General features: G+C 49.5%; 15 protein-coding genes. 10 read left to right on the top strand and 5 right to left on the bottom strand.

The window, feature by feature from the left end; translation table 11 throughout:
- Positions 1–68: 68 nt before the first annotated feature.
- Positions 69–2438, top strand: a complete 2370-nt coding sequence (locus HQN60_RS15075) for a glycoside hydrolase family 31 protein (protein WP_173534440.1) — start codon at positions 69–71, stop codon at positions 2436–2438.
- A gap of 392 nt (positions 2439–2830) precedes the next feature.
- Positions 2831–3778 carry a 2-dehydro-3-deoxygluconokinase gene (kdgK, locus tag HQN60_RS15070; RefSeq protein WP_173534439.1) on the top strand — a complete coding sequence of 316 codons (948 nt, stop codon included), beginning with the start codon at positions 2831–2833 and terminating at the stop codon, positions 3776–3778.
- 202 nt (positions 3779–3980) lie between these two features.
- Here the strand turns inward: kdgK and HQN60_RS15065 are convergent, their stop codons facing one another.
- Positions 3981–5315: an NCS2 family permease gene (locus HQN60_RS15065; protein ID WP_173534438.1), complete on the bottom strand. Its 1335-nt coding sequence runs from the start codon at positions 5313–5315 to the stop codon at positions 3981–3983.
- Between the two features lie 484 nt (positions 5316–5799).
- Between HQN60_RS15065 and HQN60_RS15060 the strand changes: the two genes are divergently transcribed.
- The 8 genes from HQN60_RS15060 to adk all read left to right on the top strand — a co-directional run bounded on the left by HQN60_RS15060 (position 5800) and on the right by adk (position 11374).
- Positions 5800–6411 (top strand): MotA/TolQ/ExbB proton channel family protein, encoded by a 612-nt coding sequence (locus tag HQN60_RS15060; RefSeq protein WP_173534437.1) that lies wholly within the window; start codon positions 5800–5802, stop codon positions 6409–6411.
- 257 nt (positions 6412–6668) lie between these two features.
- Complete coding sequence (locus HQN60_RS15055; protein ID WP_173534436.1) at positions 6669–7094, top strand: ExbD/TolR family protein; 426 nt, start codon at positions 6669–6671, stop codon at positions 7092–7094.
- Between the two features lie 226 nt (positions 7095–7320).
- On the top strand, positions 7321–7836 hold the full coding sequence (locus HQN60_RS15050) for an ankyrin repeat domain-containing protein (RefSeq protein WP_173534435.1): 516 nt from the start codon (positions 7321–7323) through the stop codon (positions 7834–7836).
- Between the two features lie 421 nt (positions 7837–8257).
- Positions 8258–9304: a tetraacyldisaccharide 4'-kinase gene (gene lpxK, locus HQN60_RS15045; RefSeq protein WP_173534434.1), complete on the top strand. Its 1047-nt coding sequence runs from the start codon at positions 8258–8260 to the stop codon at positions 9302–9304.
- Positions 9294–9473 (top strand): Trm112 family protein, encoded by a 180-nt coding sequence (locus tag HQN60_RS15040; RefSeq protein WP_173534433.1) that lies wholly within the window; start codon positions 9294–9296, stop codon positions 9471–9473. Before lpxK ends, HQN60_RS15040 begins: the two co-directional genes overlap by 11 nt.
- Positions 9470–10249, top strand: a complete 780-nt coding sequence (gene kdsB / locus HQN60_RS15035; protein WP_373281562.1) for a 3-deoxy-manno-octulosonate cytidylyltransferase — start codon at positions 9470–9472, stop codon at positions 10247–10249. The genes HQN60_RS15040 and kdsB overlap by 4 nt, the downstream gene beginning before the upstream one ends.
- A gap of 14 nt (positions 10250–10263) precedes the next feature.
- Positions 10264–10647 (top strand): MAPEG family protein, encoded by a 384-nt coding sequence (locus HQN60_RS15030; protein ID WP_173534431.1) that lies wholly within the window; start codon positions 10264–10266, stop codon positions 10645–10647.
- A 70-nt stretch (positions 10648–10717) separates the two neighbouring features.
- A complete protein-coding gene (adk, locus tag HQN60_RS15025; RefSeq protein ID WP_173534430.1) occupies positions 10718–11374 on the top strand; it encodes an adenylate kinase in 657 nt (218 codons plus the stop codon).
- 162 nt (positions 11375–11536) lie between these two features.
- Here adk and HQN60_RS15020 read toward each other — a convergent pair whose 3' ends face one another.
- From HQN60_RS15020 to mutL, 4 genes are all read right to left on the bottom strand, one after another.
- On the bottom strand, positions 11537–12325 hold the full coding sequence (locus tag HQN60_RS15020; RefSeq protein ID WP_173534429.1) for a crotonase/enoyl-CoA hydratase family protein: 789 nt from the start codon (positions 12323–12325) through the stop codon (positions 11537–11539).
- Between the two features lie 471 nt (positions 12326–12796).
- Positions 12797–13420, bottom strand: a complete 624-nt coding sequence (locus HQN60_RS15015) for a PEP-CTERM sorting domain-containing protein (protein WP_173534428.1) — start codon at positions 13418–13420, stop codon at positions 12797–12799.
- A gap of 173 nt (positions 13421–13593) precedes the next feature.
- Positions 13594–14547 (bottom strand): tRNA (adenosine(37)-N6)-dimethylallyltransferase MiaA, encoded by a 954-nt coding sequence (miaA, locus tag HQN60_RS15010; RefSeq protein ID WP_173534427.1) that lies wholly within the window; start codon positions 14545–14547, stop codon positions 13594–13596.
- Positions 14548–14631: 84 nt separating this feature from the next.
- Positions 14632–16602 (bottom strand): DNA mismatch repair endonuclease MutL, encoded by a 1971-nt coding sequence (gene mutL / locus HQN60_RS15005; protein WP_173534426.1) that lies wholly within the window; start codon positions 16600–16602, stop codon positions 14632–14634.
- Positions 16603–16667: the final 65 nt, after the last annotated feature.

Below are 16667 nucleotides of genomic sequence, written 5' to 3'. Positions count from 1 at the left end.
GATCGCGCCAAGGGCAGGTATTGCCGGCAGATTGGTCGATTAACTTATTTTGCAAATAGGTGATGAAAATGAAAGCATTAAAATCTTGGGTTTTGCATCGGCAATTGGATTCGGGTATTGAGCTTTTAGTCGATCAGCAGCACGTATTTTGTATTTCGGTGTTAGAAGAAAAATTATTTCGCGTTTTAATTCAAAAAAATGGTCAATTAGCACTCAATCGTACTTGGTCGATTGCCCCCACTGGCGATGTACCTTGGGCTGGGCGCTCGCGGTTGAGTATGGATGGCTTTAGCCTGCCTGCTTTCCAATTGACACAGTCTGATACCAGTTTGTGTTTAAGTACTTCGCAGTTGCGCGTGACGATTGATCAGCCGTTGCGTTTGGTGTGGGAATACTGTGATGCGGCCGGAGAATGGCAGCATTTGGCCGAAGATCGTGCCCAGCATGCGTATCAAATCAGCCCACAAGGCTCGGGTGTGGCGCATTATCAGCGCCGTTTTGCTGCTGATGATTATTATGGTTTGGGTGAAAAAGCTGGGGACTTAAACCGTAAAGGTCGCCGCTTTGAAATGCGTAATCTCGATGCCATGGGGTATAACGCGGCATCGACCGACCCCTTATATAAACACTTGCCGTTGACGATTACTCGCCATGAAGGCGTGAGCTTTGGTTTGTTTTATGACAATTTGAGCACCACGCAGTTTGATTTGGGCAATGAGCTGGATAATTATCACTTGCCGTATCGCCGCTATCAGGCCGAGGCGGGCGATTTAGATTATTACCTGATGCTTGGGCCGCAAGTGCTGGATGTGACTAAAGCCTTTGTTCGTTTAACCGGTAAAACGCTGTTTGGCCCCAAATGGAGTTTGGGTTATAGCGGCTCGACCATGCAATACACTGATGCGCCTGATGCACAGCAGCAATTGTCGCAATTTATTAGCGGTTGCCAGCAGTATGCGATACCGTGCGATTCGTTCCAATTGTCTTCGGGCTATACCTCGATTGGCGGCAAACGGTATGTGTTTAATTGGAATCGCGACAAAATCCCCGACCCACAGCAAATGAGTGCGGATTTTCATGCCGCAGGAATGAAACTGGCGGCCAATATCAAACCGTGTTTATTACACGATCATCCGCAGTATCAAGACTTAACCGCGCAAGGCTTGTTTATTCAAGATTCAGTGCTCGATCAGCCCGAAATGTCGGTGTATTGGGATGATGAAGGCTCGCATTTGGACTTTACCAATCCAGCAACGATTGCGTGGTGGCAAGACAATGTCACCACGCAATTGCTAGAGCAAGGGATTGATGCCACTTGGAACGACAATAACGAGTACGAAATTTGGGATCGTGGCGCACGTTGTCATGGCTTTGGTCAGGCCATGACGATTGAGCAGATTCGCCCCTTAATGCCTTTATTAATGATGCGCGCCTCGTTTGAAGCACAGCAACGATTTGCGCCGAGCAAAAGGCCGTATCTGATTTCTCGTTCTGGTTGCGCGGGGATGCAGCGTTATGTGCAAACGTGGAGTGGCGACAATCGAACCAATTGGCAGACTTTGCGTTACAACATCCGCATGGGTGTGGGGATGAGTTTGTCGGGCTTATTTAATGTGGGCCATGATGTCGGCGGTTTTTCTGGTTTGCGTCCTGAGCCGGAACTGTTTGTTCGTTGGGTACAAAATGGCGTGATGCATCCGCGCTTTACGATTCATTCGTGGAATGACGACCAAACGGTGAATGAACCGTGGATGTATCCGGCGGTGAGCGCGATGATTCGCGATGTGATTGCACTGCGTTATCGCTTATTGCCGTATTTTTACACCTTGCTCTGGCAGGCGTGCCAAGATGATGAGCCCATGCTGAGGCCGACTTTCTTGGATCACGAGCACGATGCGAATACGTTTGCTGAGACGGATGACTTTATGCTCGGGCGCGATGTGTTAGTTGCCAGCGTGGTGGAGGCGGGGCAGCGCCGTCGTTCGGTGTATTTGCCAGACAATGGCCAAGGTTGGTATTGCTTTTATACCGGCCAATGGTTTGGTGGCGCGCAAACCATTGAGCTGGATGCACCATTAGAGCGTTTGCCGCTATTGGTGCGTGCGGGTGCGGCGTTGCCAATGTCGGCGCGTGAGGCTTTTGTGGCCGCAAAGCTCGATACTGAGCGCGAATTACGCTTGTTCCCGCTGCGTGGTATGGGTTGCAGTGTGGGCGTGGTGTTTGACGACGATGGTGAAAGCCATGCTTGGCAAGACGGCCATGCTCTGCAACTGAATTGGCAAATGCGGTGCGACACGCAATATATTGATGTGCGTATTACGGTGACCGGCGACTATCGACCGGCGTGGACGCAGTTAAATATGGTCCTGCCACAAGGCGAAAAGCGTACGCTACGAGTGAATGGCCAGCTCGCTGCTGCTTTTCAATTGCCGGTTTGATGGTGTGTAGAAAACGTGTTGCTGGTTTGGCTGTTTTCAGTTTTAGGCCGACGAGTGTGGTAGCGCATTTACACTAAAATTGAATGCAGTTATCTTGGGTATATTGATGTGGAACATTAAATATAAAAGGCCTATTGATATACCCACCCCTATATTTATAGCAAGACCTTAGGGTTTGGCTGCGGATTTTTTAAATCAAGTCAGCCTGACACTGCGTTGAAAAACGCTTGCATAGAATGACTATGCCACGCGTCTTTCTCCTTGTTTCAGGCCAAAAGCAGCACAAACGCGATCCGCAAACCAAACGTCAACAGACCCTAGTGCTTGCTTGATTAACGTAGCGTTTTGACGGTGTTTGTAGTGCCGTCGATTTGAATGGAAGTGATCTCATTATGAATAAAACAGCACAAGGTATCGCTTTAATCGGCGAATGTATGATCGAACTGCGCCGCGAGCCCGCGCATTTAAATTATCGCTTTGGTGGCGATACGCTGAATACGGCGATTTATTTGGCGCGTCAGCTCGATGCCGCGTTTGAAGTACGATATGTAACTGCTTTAGGCGTGGATGGCTTTAGTCATGAAATGATGCAAGCTTGGCAAGGCGAGCAAATTTGTACCGATTGGGTGCTGCAAGATCAATGCCGCTTGCCCGGTATGTATTTGATTGAAACCGAAGACAGTGGCGAGCGGCATTTTCATTACTGGCGCAGCGATTCGGCTGCCAAATATTGGCTGCAGCATCCAGCGGCACCTAGCGTGTTGGCTGGTTTGGCAGAGTGCCGGATGATTTATTTGTCAGGGATTAGTCTGGCGATTTTAAGCGCCGCTGATCGCGTGGTGTTATTGGCTGAGCTGCAAAAAGCCAAGGCCGCCGGCAGCCAGATTGTGTTTGATAATAACTACCGCCAGCGTTTGTGGGAAAGCCGCGAAGTGGCGCAAGCCAATTACCGCGCTATTTTGCAATTGGCCGATATTGCCTTGCTAACGCTAGACGATGAAGTGGCGCTGTATGGCGAAGAATCGGTCGCAGCGGTGATTGCGCGAGCTCAAGCGTGCGGCGTAACTGAGGTGGTGATTAAACGCGGTGGTAGCGCGTGTATTGTCGCCACTGCACAAATGCAAATTGAAATCTCGGCCGAGCCCGTCACTAAAGTGGTGGATACCACGGCGGCAGGGGACTCATTTGCTGCGGGCTATTTAGCCGCGCGTTTGCAAGGTATGGATTATTCAGCGGCAGCGATGCAGGCGCATCGTTTGGCTGGGATTGTGATTCAGCACCCGGGGGCGATTATTCCGCGTGAAAATATGCCGAGCGCGCAGGCGGTGGCAAAAGGTTAAACTGTTTGCTGATGTTTTTCGTTCAGAAAACCATGTTGTCGGGTCGGCTTTAGCCGACGATTTAAGGTGTGCGCTCGCTTGAACGTAGCCCCACAAAAATCGGCTAGCGCAGAGACACAAGCAAAAAAAAAGCCTTATCCCGATGGACTCGGGGTAAGGCTTTTTTTAAAGTGTGATCAGCGCTAAGGGCGATCACAACGCTTTAGTGTGCGTCGACCCAGAAAAACTTAAGCGCAAATAAACCCGCCACAATCCATGAGCAAGGGTGGATTTCACGCCAACGGCCAGTGCCGGTTTTCATCACGCAATAGGCAATAAAGCCCATCGCTACGCCCTCGGTAATCGAAAACGTAAACGGCATCATCACGGCCGCAATAAAAGACGGAACGGCTTCGGTGAGGTCTTCCCAATTGACTTTGGCCAGTTCAGAGCACATCAACACACCGACAAAAATCATTGCACCCGCAGCGGCATAGCCTGGCACCATGGCGGCCAGCGGCGAGAAAAACACCGCCAGCAAAAATAACACCCCAACCACAATCGCAGTTAAGCCGGTACGCCCGCCGACAGCAACGCCCGAGGTGCTTTCGATATACGCCGATGTGGCCGAAGTGCCGAGCACCGCGCCGCTGATTGAGCTTAAGCTATCCACCACCATCGCTTGCTTCATGCGTGGGAAACGGCCTTGATCATCGATCATTTTGGCGCGTGTCGTCACACCAATTAAGGTGCCTGATGAGTCAAACAAATTCACCAGCAAGAATGAAAAAATCACCCCCGCCAAAGCAATGTCGAGTGAGCCCATTAAGTCGAGCTGGCCCAATACCGGAGACATGCTCGGTGGTAACGCTACGACGCCTTTAAAGCTCACATCACCCAATAAAAACCCGAGTAGGGTGGTCACGGCGATTGAAAGTAATACCGCTGAATGAATGCCTTTTTGCGCGCAAATGCAAATAATAAAAAAGCCCAAAGCGCCCAAAATACAAGGGATCGACGCTAAATTACCCACGGCGACCATTGTTGCTGGATTAGCCACCACAATGCCGGTGTTTTGTAAGCCAATCAACGCAATCAATAAACCAATCCCGGCGGTAATCCCGACGCGCAAGCTATGTGGAATGTTGACCACCAGCCAGTAACGCACACGCAATAGCGTTAGGATCAGCATGCCCAGCGCGCCCCAGAAAATCGTACCCATACCGATTTGCCACGAATAGCCCATGCCAGTGACGACCACAAAAGCAAAAAAGGCATTCAGCCCCATCGCTGGTGCAATGGCAATGGGTAGGTTGGCAACGGCCCCCATTAAAATGCAGCTCAGCCCTGTCACCACGCAAGTGGCAACAAAAACGGCTTGTGGATCCATGCCGGCATTGGACAAGATTTGTGGATTGACAAAGATGATGTACACCATCGTCAAAAAGGTAGTGACCCCAGCGATGAACTCGGTTTTGGCATCAGAGCCATGGCGCTGTAGTTTAAAAAAACGCTCGAGTAGACTCGTAGACTCGGCGGGAGAGGGCGCTTGATTCATGGGGTTCTCAAAATAAAAACTAAAAATAAAATAAGTCGTTAATCGACTATTTCTTGCGTCGTGCTCCACCCTAACGCACCGGCGATACTGGCTTAAGTGTGTACGGGAACGATGGATTACAGACGTGTTTAATAGACAATTCTAAAGCAATCTGGCGCTAAAGGCTGTATTGAGCATTTACATCGAAGGGGCTTGCAATTTGTGAGTGAGGTTTTTTACGCGTTTTTTTGGGGCTTAATTTTTGACGATGCTAGGGTTTTTGATGTTTGGTTTGCGGATCGCGTTTGTGTGCGGTTTTTGGCCTGAGGCAAGGCACGAAGCGTGCAGCACGGCTGGGAAAATCGCAAATATTGACCTTGGAATCGCATTTCGTTTGCGCGCAGTGTGAATCTTATTTAAATCTTCAGCGCTAACCCTTCCCCTTACACCGTATTCGGGCTAAAGTTACGCGGTTTTTGCCATTCGTCTAATCAAGGTTTTTATTATGCTCGCTATCATCGAGGCCGCAGGCTGGCCCATCTGGCTGATTATCGCTGCTTCTATTGCAACGGTGACCATTATTATTGAGCGTTTGCTGTCCTTACGTAAAACATTGGTGTTGCCGCAAGGTACTTTGGCCAAAGTGGTACAAGAGTATCGTAGCCAAGGCGTGACGGCAGAAAGTTTGAATAAATTGTCAGCGTCTAGCCCCTTGGGCAAGGTGTTGGCGGCGGGCTTGAAAAACGTAAAAAGCTCGCGCGAAATCATGAAAGAATCAATCGAAGAAACCGGCAGCGCCGTTGCTCATGACTTAAATCGCTATTTGTCGACTTTAGGTACGCTGGCCGCGGTGACGCCACTATTGGGTTTGTTTGGTACCGTGATCGGGATGATTGAGATTTTTGGTTCGCAAGCCCCAAGTGGCGCCGGTAATCCAGCCGCTTTGGCGCACGGGATTTCGATTGCGCTGTATAACACCGCTTTCGGGATTATCGTTGCGGTGCCAGCGTTGATGTTTTATCGCTATTTTGCCAGCAAGGTCGATGACTTTATTGTTGAGATGGAGCAGCAAGCGATTAAGCTGGTTGAAATTGTCCACGGCGAACGCCACCAATAAAAAAACGGGCTGCGAAGCCCAAATACGGCTAGCTATGCACTTGCTACGCGGCGAAAAAGCGACTCAAAATCCTCATTTACCTATGTAAACTCCGGTTTTTCGTCGCTTTTTGCCTTGTCTTTGGACTTCTCGCTCCGTTTTGAGCATTGTTAGGGTGAATTGGCATACTGTGTGTGCATCAGTTCCTGCGCTCTTAGCGCCCACTCGAAACGGGCGCTCGCTACTTTAAAAAACGCTCTTTGCAGGCGGTATAAAACATGAAATTCAATAAAGGCCGTCGTGGCCGCATCGATCCGGAAATCAACTTTATTCCCTTGATCGACGTGCTGTTGGTGATTTTGATTTTCTTGATGGCAACGACCACGTATTCCAAGTTTGCCGAGCTGAAAATCAACCTGCCTACGGCCGATGCCGTGAAGCAAGAAGAACAACCGCAATCGATTCAAGTGGGCATTTCGGGTAATGGGCAGTTAATGATTAACGGCCAACCCGCCCAATTTAATAGCCCCGACGATTTCGCGGTACAACTACGCCGCGCTGCGGGCAGCAACGCCGAGCCGATGATCGTCATCAACGCCGACGCGCAAACTAGCCACCAAAACGTCGTCAACGTGATGGAAGCGGCAAGGGTCGCCGGCTACGGCAAGCTGACGTTTGCCACGCAGACTAGTGGGCAGAAGTGATTGGATTGATATTTGAAAACGGCGCTTATGCGCCGTTTTCTTTTTCGTTTCGGGATTATTTAGAGCGTAGTGCAATAGCAGTCAATCAATGGTGCGTTAATGGATAGAGATAAATTTAAGCCGGAGTTTGATTTTGTTTACCAAATCAATCGAGTCTGTCCCTTTGATTTTACCTTTGATTTTAAGATCCTGTTTTAAACCAATCGCACAAATACGAGTTGAAATAATGAAAAAGAAAAACCGATTTGATATTTTTAGTAGCCCATTATTGCGTGCTGTTGAATGCGATGATTTGCCCATGCTAGTTGAAGCGATTGACGCAGGTGAAAATATTGAAGTACTTGACCGAGCTGGCTGCACTCCGTTAATTAGAGCTGCGACTCTTGGTTTTGAGGAGTTAGTGAAATATCTTATTAAGTCGGGTGCTGCGATTAATGCTATGGATGACGACGGCTGGACTGCGCTGCATTATGTTGCGCAAAATGGGCATTCAGCTATTGCTCATTTTTTAATTGCTGAGGGGGCAGAAGTTGATGCAATTAATAAATATGGCAATACGCCGTTATTCAATGCAATTTTTAATTATACGAAAGATGGGAATGAATCGTACCGCGTGTTTCTTGAGGCTGGGGCATCTCTCGATGCTAAAAACAATGCGGGTGTCTCTCCCCGTGATTTAACTGAATGTGATGGAATGGAAGAGCTTGAAATTTATAAAATCAAAGGGGTCAGACTCGATTGATTTCTAGTTTTCCGTGGAATCAATCGAGTCTGACCCCTTTGATTGCTGAATTGGCGGGTTACGCCTTCGGCTAACCCGCCCTACGTGGGTGATGTATTTGCTTGTGGCGCATGTTTGACAAGGCTTAGCGGGCAATACGTCTGTTTTTTTTGTGATGTTCTGCTTGTGTGTTGATGCTGGTTATAGCATCGCAGCATTCCCTCTCCCTTGATGGGAGAGGGTTAGGGTGAGGGTGATACGACGGCGTGTAGCGCAACGCACCCATCCCAGCCTTCCCCCACAAGGCTGCGTCGCGTGACTCACGCCGTGTTGCGTGGCTTGGTTTTATAATCGACGTTGATGCGCTGATCCGCTGTTGTTCTGTCTGAATCCAATTGGCGGGTTACGCCTAAAGGCTAACCCGCCCTACGATGATGTGTTTATGAATATTGAATCCTTTCTCAACCGAATTTGGTATGGCCGCTTAACGATTTGGGCGATTTTACTGTGGCCGCTTTCCATGCTGTTTGCGCTACTCGCTAAGCTCAATGCGCTGCTGTTTCAACTCAAAATCAAACCATCAACGCGTTTGCCGGTGCCGGTGGTGGTGGTGGGCAATATCACTGTTGGCGGCACGGGTAAAACGCCGTTGACGATTTATTTGGCGCAGCAATTAACGCAGCTAGGTTGGCAAGTCGGGATTATTTCTCGCGGCTATGCCCGCAGCGGCGATGATCGCCATACGCCGCTGGCGGTGACGGTTGATAGCGATCCGGCGGTGGTGGGCGATGAGCCGCTGCTATTGGCGCGGGCAACTCAGGTGCCGGTGTTTGTCGCAAGGCAGCGCGCAAGTGCGGGGCAGGCGTTGCTGGCGGCACATCCGGCGGTGAATGTGCTTTTGTGTGACGATGGTTTGCAGCATTATGCTTTGGCGCGCGATATTGAGTTGTGTGTGATTGATGCCGCGCGCGGTTTAGGTAATGGTTTACGTTTGCCGGCTGGGCCGCTACGCGAGCCGCGTGGCCGCTTAGGGCAAGTTTCGGCGGTGGTATTGAATGGTAAGCCAGATTTAGACTTGCTTGGCAAGCCATACCCGCCGCAGTTTGTGATGCAATTGGCGGCAAGTGCTTGCTATCAATTACACCACCCAGAAATAAAGCGCCATGCGGTAGATTTTGCCGGTGAATCGCTGACGGCGATGGTGGGGATGGGCAATCCTGCGCGTTTTTTTGCCACGCTACGCGGTTTGAATTACCAGTTTATTGAGCAAGCAATGCCCGATCATCATGCTTTTTGCGCTGCCGATTTGCCCGCTAGCGGCGCGATGATCGTTACGGAAAAGGACGCGGTGAAGCTCGCTGCCTTAAATTTAATGGCAGACGGTGATAGAATCTGGGTCTTGCCAGTGACAGCGCAGATTGAACCGAATCTGGCGGACTGGCTGCAAGCTACTTTATCTGCAATTACGGAGTATCAAAATGGACGCTAAGCTACTGGAAATTCTAGTGAGCCCAGTTTCAAAAGGCCCTTTGATTTACGATAAGGCCAAGCAAGAGTTGATCTCCAAAGCAGATCGTTTGGCATTCCCAATTAAAGATGGCATCCCGGTGATGCTGGTGAGCGAAGCACGCGAACTTAGCCCAGAAGAGTTTGAATAATGAGCTTTGTGGCGATTATTCCGGCGCGACTTAATTCAACGCGCTTGCCCAATAAGCCTTTGGCCGACATTGGTGGCAAACCGATGGTGGTGCGGGTGGTTGAGCAAGCTTTGCGCTCAAATGCCTCTATGGTGGTGGTGGCTGCCGACGCGATGCCGATTCAAGACGCAGTGACCTCGGCGGGCTACGCCTCGTTGTTAACGCGAGCTGATCATGCGTCTGGTACCGATCGATTGGCCGAAGCGGTGGATCGTTTGGAACTGCCTGATGACGCCATTGTGGTCAACGTGCAAGGCGATGAGCCTTTGATTGATCCAGAACTCATCAATGCCGTAGCCGCAGCGCTGAGCGCTAATCCAAGTTGGGCGATGGCGACGGCCAGCCACCCGATTACTGATGCGGAAGAATTTTTTAATCCCAATGCGGTGAAAGTGGTCTGCGATGCACAGCAAAAAGCGCTGTTTTTTAGCCGCGCGCCGATGCCGTGGCACCGCGATGCTTTTGCTGCTGACAATGAAGATGCCGACTGGGTATTGCCCGCTAATCTAGGCGCGCAAAGACATATCGGCCTATACGCCTATAGAGCGGGCTTTTTACGCCAGTACCGTGATTTAGCCGTGTCACCGCTCGAGCAAGTTGAGGCGCTAGAGCAATTGCGCGTGCTGTGGCATGGCTTTGCTATTGGCGTGCATATTGCCAGTAGCGCGCCTGCCGCTGGGGTTGATACCCCTGAAGATCTAGCGCGAGTGCGCGCAATCGTTGCCCAGCAGGGCTAATCAGCGAGGTTGATATGCAAATTGTAGCTTTCTACGCCGCATTGCTGTGCCTGCTCTATTTGTATTTGACCTTTCGCGTGATTAAGCTGCGGCGTAAATTTAGCGCCGCTTTGGGGGATCAACAACAACCCGAGTTAAATCGGGCCATTCGGGCGCATGCTAATTTTGCCGAGTACGTGCCGTTTTGCTTGCTGTTGTTGTTTTTACTCGAAATGCAAAATGCGGCGCATTTATTATTACAAGGCTTGGGTTTGGCTTTATTATTAGGCCGAATCTTGCATGCTTATGCGATTAGTCAGCTTAAAGAGAAGCTTAAATTCCGTGTTGCTGGGATGGTGCTCACTTTGATGACCATGCTGATTGCTGCGCTGGCTTTGTTTTTTAATACCTTGTTTTAAATATAAGAAATATTCTATTTGCGTTGAGCACTACTGAGTATTCGTACTTTCAAACCACTAGGAAAACACCATGCGATTAATTCTTTTGGGCGCGCCAGGCGCTGGTAAAGGGACACAGGCGAACTTTATCCGCGAACAATTTGGCATTCCACAAATCTCGACTGGCGACATGCTGCGCGCTGCGGTTAAAGCAGGCACGCCCTTAGGGCTAGAAGCAAAAGCCATTATGGATGCCGGCGGTTTGGTGCGCGATGACATTATTATTGGTCTGGTTAAAGAGCGTATTGCACAAGCCGATTGCGCCAATGGTTTCTTGTTTGATGGCTTTCCACGCACGATTCCACAAGCTGAGGCGATGATCGCGGCGGGTGTTGATATTGATTACGTCGTTGAAATCGACGTGCCAGATGCCAACATCGTTGATCGTATGGCCGGCCGCCGTGTGCACGTGGCTTCGGGCCGTACTTTCCACATCAAATACAATCCACCAAAAGTGGAAGGCATTGATGATGAAACGGGCGAGCCTTTGGTGCAGCGTGATGACGATAAAGAAGACGTGGTCTTAAAGCGTTTGGGCGTTTATCACGAGCAAACCGAAGTCTTGGTTGATTTTTACGGTAAATTGGCGGCTTCTGGCCATGGCAATGCGCCGAAATACATCAAAATCGATGGCACGCAAGCGGTTGATGTGGTGCGTGAGCAAACGCTAAAAGCGTTGGGTGCATAAGCGGCGCTGAGCTTGCCGGTTTAAATGCAAAAAACCACTTCGCTAAGAAGTGGTTTTTTTACGTCTGAAAAAAATATTTTTTGAGGTTGCTGTTTTTTTTTGCAGATGCGCTTTAAGTACCGCGATACGCAATCACAATCGTACTGGCGTAGAGAAGGACAGTTAATCGTACTGGCGCGGGGCAAACTGAACCGTGAGGTCTTTGCTGGCTTTACGCGCTAAGCGACTATTTCTCCCCAGTAGTAATTTAAGCTGCCAGATTTTCTCGAGACGTAAGGCTTTGCTTGGCTTGAGGTGCATGGCATTGAGTACTTGCTTGCCGGCGTGCAAAGCGTCGGGCGATTTTTGACAAAAACGCTCTGCCATTGCAGTGGCCGCAATTAACGGCGTTTCATCGACTGCGCTAATTAATCCCAGCGCTTTGGCTTCGATGCCACTCAAAATGCGCCCAGTAAAGGTGAGTTCTTTGGCGACATCACTGGCGATTAATCCGCGCAGCGTTTGTGTAATACCCATATCGGGCACCAGCCCCCAGCGACTTTCCATAATGGATAGTTGACAATCTGGCGCGGCAATTCGAAAGTCAGCCGCTAAAGCGAGCTGCATACCGGCACCAAAACAATGACCATGCAAAACGGCGATCACCGGAAATGGCAGCGTTTGCCAAATTAAAAATGCTTTTTGAAACACGCTTTGCCCCGGCTTAATCAGTTGCCACATTGCAAACCAGCGATTTTTAGCTTGATTTAAGTCGTTCAAATCGATGCCCGCGCTAAAAGACTCTCCTTGCCCTAGAAGGATAACGCAGCGAATTTGCTTGTTTTTCTTTAATTGTTTGGCGGTTTCAATTAAATCCATTAGTAGCGAAAACGACATTGCATTGCGTTTTTCTGGGCGATTGAGTGCAACGTAGGCAATTGGGCCTTTGATCTCTAAGTGTAAATTTGGCATGCGATGACTCTTGGATAAGGGGCGCATTTGCGCCAAATTAGCGGGCCGGGTTGCGTGGCGTACTTGCGTTTTTTGTGTACAAAGATTGTGCCAGAGATCGGTAAAGGAGAAATAAAAACAACTGTTTGAAACGCGTTGGTGTTGTCATTTATGCGACGGTATGCCATCTAGGGTGAGATGGGCGCTCGCTGTCATATTTGCTTTAGGGTGTTAGTGCTGCAAGATGATAGTGAAGGGAATATCAGATATTTATTCGGGATAAATCAAATAAAAATTGAAATTGAATTTATTGCTAATCGTGCACTGAAGCTGAATTTAATGATTTGCTTATTTGTTTTCGTTCGAGGAAATTTGGGATTTTAAGTGAGTAAATAATTTATTTATTCAGCAGCTAGAAAGGATTTGTAAATATCTGGCTGCGGGCAATAAAAAACGGCATGAATGCCGTTTTTTATTGCCCGAAAACTTGAATTACTTCATATGCCGTGATTTGCGATGGCGAGCAGCGAGTAAACCGACCAAGCCAAGCCCCATTAGCGCATAGGTTTCTGGTTCTGGCACAGGTTGAGTGATACTTACCTCTGAGCCAAATCCTTTTAGGTTAGTGCCGGTGTAAGTGCCATAACGAGTTTGTCCGTCAGAGAATTTTGCTGATACTGTGGCGCCAATAAAACCCGCGCCATTAATGCCGTTGCAATCAATGCAGCTAGATAAGTCAGTATCAACACCAAAAATGAATTTTTTCCCGGCAGCGAATGTATTATCCGTAAAACCAAAAGTCACGGTTCGCTTGCCATCTAACGCAGCATTGCTGGGGGCGGTGGCTGAAACACCGCCAGTTGAAGTGTTAATCACTAAGCCTGAATAGCTATTGCCTGGGTTCGCTCCGGTGGTATCAAAAAAACCGCCAATGGGTGTTAAGTCCCAAGTTAATGAGGTGATGTATTCGCCAGCGGTGGAATCATTAAAAAATTGGAATGCATTATTGGTGCTAAATGTGGTGCCGTCGATAATTCGCCCACTTGCGGAGATCTGCGCAAAAGACGAAGTGCTTAGTAGGGCGGCAATAATTGCAAGTTTTTTAAGATGTTTCATAACATGCTCCGTACGCAGTTTAAAGTGGGCAAATCTCAAATCAAGCGATTGAGATAATGCATTAGCACTAGTTTTAAATTGATGTGCGTTACAAAGCAAGAATGAATGTTAATTTTATGGATAAGTGGTAATTAATTAATTCCTTATTTAAGGGTTTTATAATTTATTGTTTTTTACATTTTTTTATTTATTTGTAATTTTTTCTCTATTAATTCAATTGATTTTATTGCTGCATCATTTCTAACGCAGTCAATTAAGTCGCAGTCATCCATGCTACGTAACCACGTGAGTTGACGTTTGGCGAGTTGGCGGGTGGCGGCAATGCCTTTTTCGCGGCAGGTGGCTAAATCATATTCACCATCTAAATGACTCCATGCTTGTCGGTAGCCGACGCAGCGCATGGATGGTAAATCCAGATTGAGCGGGTATTTGGCGCGCAGCATTTGCACTTCGGCCAATAAGCCATCATTGAGCATTTGATCAAAACGCAGCGCAATCCGTTGGTGAAGCACGGAACGATCACTTGGCACTAAGGCAATTTTGAGTAAATCGTAGGGGAGTATCTCTTTGGCGGGCTCGGCTAATATGCTCGACATGGCTTTACCCGACAAAATGCAGACTTCTAACGCACGCTCGATTCTTTGTGTGTCATTGGGGTCAAGCCGAGCCGCGGTGATGGGGTCTAATGCGGCTAATCGTTGGTGCATCGCAGCCCAGCCGATAGCTTGAGCGTCTAAATGAATTTGGGCGCGCAGCTCGGCATCGGCCGTGGGTAGGTCGTGAATGCCTTGTTGCAAGGTGTTGAAATACAGCATAGTGCCGCCAACTAGCACCGGCACTTTGCCACGCGCGATAATGTCGTCCATCAAGGCGCGGGCATCGAGCCTAAATTGTGCGGCTGAATAGACCTCAGTCGGGTCGATGATGTCGATTAAATGGTGCGGCGCCGCCACAAGTTCGGCTTTGCTGGGTTTGGCGCTGCCAATATCCATGTCTTTAAACACGAGTGCCGAATCGACTGAAATGAGTTCAACCGGCAGCCCCAGCTCGATGAGCCGCATGGCCGTCGCCGTTTTGCCGCTGGCCGTAGGCCCCATGATGAAAATAGCAGGAGGAAGTGGATTCATGATTGGGCCGTGGCAAAAGTAGATCGATTAAGTTTGGAGTTGCAGCTTTGCGTCGTGGTCATACCGGATGCAGCACAAAATTCATTACTGCCCCCGCATAAACATTTTATCAAGGTCATTCATGGTGAGGCGAAACCACGTCGGTCGGCCGTGATTGCATTGGCCGGATCGCTCGGTGACTTCCATTTCTCGCAATAAAGCGTTCATTTCCGGTAGCGTGAGCTGACGGTTGGCGCGCACCGCGCCGTGGCAGGCCATGGTGGCCAATAGCTCGTTACGACGACCTGATAGCACTTGCGAGACGCCCACTTGGCGAATATCGCGCAGCATGGCTTGGGCTAATTCAACCGGATTGCTGTTTTGTAACAACATCGGCACGGCGCGAACTGAGAGCTGTGTGGGCGAGGTGACTGAGATTTCCAGTCCTAAATCGGCAAGGTGTTCACCAAAGTCTTCGACGGTGGCGATGTCAAATTTGTCGGCGTTAAATACATGCGGTATGAGCAAAGGCTGCATCGGCATATTGGCTAAGTCGAGTGCCGTTTTGAGTTTTTCATACACTACGCGTTCATGCGCAGCGTGCATATCGACGACGATCAGGCCTTCGTTGGTTTGGCTCAAAATATAAACGCCGTGCAATTGGCCGAGCGCAAAACCCAATGGCGGCGCGCCATTTTCCTCACTCGGTGGTAGCTTGGTGCGCGGTGTTGCAAGCCATGGCGCAGGCTGATCAATGCTAGCGCCGCCGATCTTCGGGCGGTGCTCTGGCTCGGGTGTGCTGCTGATTGTTGGCATAACTGGCGCAGGATCAATCGGTGCACGGTAAGCGGGTGAAGCATCGACGCTGGCGGCACTAGCGGCACTTTGGCGCAAATCGGCAAACATGGTTTCGTAAACTTGCAGCCCTTCACCTGCAATCGGAGCGAGCGGTATCGATTGTTGGCGATACGCCATTTTGGCGTAATCTTGCGGTTTGTAGTTGTTTTCTTGGGGTATTGCTACTGGGGTTTTTATTTCTCCAGTCTCGGTGTCTATACCCTCTGGTTGCTTACCGGCTTTTGTTTGGGCGAGGGCTTTAGATAAGCTGGTCAGCAAAAAGCGATAGATGGCTTGGCTTTCGCGAAAGCGCACTTCAATTTTGGTGGGGTGGACGTTGACATCCACGCCTTCGGGATCGAGCTCTAAAAACAGGCAAAATGACGCGTGCAGATTGTGGTGTAGTACATCGCGGTAGGCTTCTTTAAGCGCATGCATGACCACTTTGTCGCGAACAAAGCGCCCATTCACAAAAAAGTATTGTGCTTCGCGGCTGGTTTTTCCTAGTGTGGGGGAGCCGGTGATGCCATGCAGTCGCAAACTACCAAAACCTTCGTCAACCACAATCCCCGATTGCACAAACTCATCACCGATAATCGCTGCGGCGCGTTTGGCTAAATCACCCGCCAGCCAGCGCTGCTGCGCTTTGCCGTTATGCAACAAGGTGATTTGAATTTGCGGATTAGCCAGTGCCAAGCGCTCAACCATGCTCAGGCAGTGAGCGTATTCGGTGCTGTCGGATTTTAAGAATTTTTTCCGTGCCGGCACTTGCGTATACAGCTCGTGTACTTCGATGGTGGTGCCGCAGGCTAAAGCGGCGGGCTCGGGTTCTAGTAGATGACCATGATCGGCTTCAACCCGCCACGCATGGGCAGATAATTGATCGTTTTCAGTAAAGCGACTGGTTAAACTCAGCCGAGAGACGGAGGCAATCGAGGCCAAGCCTTCCCCGCGAAAACCCAAAGTACCAACCTTGGCTAAGTCATCCATGCTGCTGATTTTGCTGGTGGCATGGCGATGCAAAGCCAGACCGAGATCGTCTTTGGCGATGCCGCAGCCATCGTCAATCACTTTAATGAGCTTGCTGCCGCCGGCTTGCAGTTCAATTTGCAAGCTTGTGCTGCCGGCATCAATGCTGTTTTCTAATAGTTCTTTTAATGCCGACGCAGGGCGCTCAACCACCTCGCCAGCGGCGATTTGATTGACAAGGTGATCAGAAAGTCTTTGGATGCGTGGCATGAATTTGAACTATGGTGGTAAAAGCGAAAGAGGCAGAAGTATACCAGCCAGCCTGATGAGGAATG

Origin of the sequence: Deefgea piscis (assembly GCF_013284055.1) — a bacterium.
Taxonomy (GTDB): domain Bacteria; phylum Pseudomonadota; class Gammaproteobacteria; order Burkholderiales; family Chitinibacteraceae; genus Deefgea; species Deefgea piscis.
The sequence above is the reverse complement of the archived record's forward strand: the minus strand, read 5'-3'. Positions and strand labels throughout refer to the sequence as shown.

What these genes read in the sequence shown, in the direction of transcription:
- HQN60_RS15075 (WP_173534440.1), top strand. Translation starts at nt 69, where the DNA reads ATGAAAGCATTAAAATCTTGGGTTTTGCATCGGCAATTGGATTCGGGT.
- kdgK (WP_173534439.1), top strand. Translation starts at nt 2,831, where the DNA reads ATGAATAAAACAGCACAAGGTATCGCTTTAATCGGCGAATGTATGATC.
- HQN60_RS15065 (WP_173534438.1), bottom strand. Translation starts at nt 5,315, where the DNA reads ATGAATCAAGCGCCCTCTCCCGCCGAGTCTACGAGTCTACTCGAGCGT.
- HQN60_RS15060 (WP_173534437.1), top strand. Translation starts at nt 5,800, where the DNA reads ATGCTCGCTATCATCGAGGCCGCAGGCTGGCCCATCTGGCTGATTATC.
- HQN60_RS15055 (WP_173534436.1), top strand. Translation starts at nt 6,669, where the DNA reads ATGAAATTCAATAAAGGCCGTCGTGGCCGCATCGATCCGGAAATCAAC.
- HQN60_RS15050 (WP_173534435.1), top strand. Translation starts at nt 7,321, where the DNA reads ATGAAAAAGAAAAACCGATTTGATATTTTTAGTAGCCCATTATTGCGT.
- lpxK (WP_173534434.1), top strand. Translation starts at nt 8,258, where the DNA reads ATGAATATTGAATCCTTTCTCAACCGAATTTGGTATGGCCGCTTAACG.
- HQN60_RS15040 (WP_173534433.1), top strand. Translation starts at nt 9,294, where the DNA reads ATGGACGCTAAGCTACTGGAAATTCTAGTGAGCCCAGTTTCAAAAGGC.
- HQN60_RS15030 (WP_173534431.1), top strand. Translation starts at nt 10,264, where the DNA reads ATGCAAATTGTAGCTTTCTACGCCGCATTGCTGTGCCTGCTCTATTTG.
- adk (WP_173534430.1), top strand. Translation starts at nt 10,718, where the DNA reads ATGCGATTAATTCTTTTGGGCGCGCCAGGCGCTGGTAAAGGGACACAG.
- HQN60_RS15020 (WP_173534429.1), bottom strand. Translation starts at nt 12,325, where the DNA reads ATGCCAAATTTACACTTAGAGATCAAAGGCCCAATTGCCTACGTTGCA.
- HQN60_RS15015 (WP_173534428.1), bottom strand. Translation starts at nt 13,420, where the DNA reads ATGAAACATCTTAAAAAACTTGCAATTATTGCCGCCCTACTAAGCACT.
- miaA (WP_173534427.1), bottom strand. Translation starts at nt 14,547, where the DNA reads ATGAATCCACTTCCTCCTGCTATTTTCATCATGGGGCCTACGGCCAGC.
- mutL (WP_173534426.1), bottom strand. Translation starts at nt 16,602, where the DNA reads ATGCCACGCATCCAAAGACTTTCTGATCACCTTGTCAATCAAATCGCC.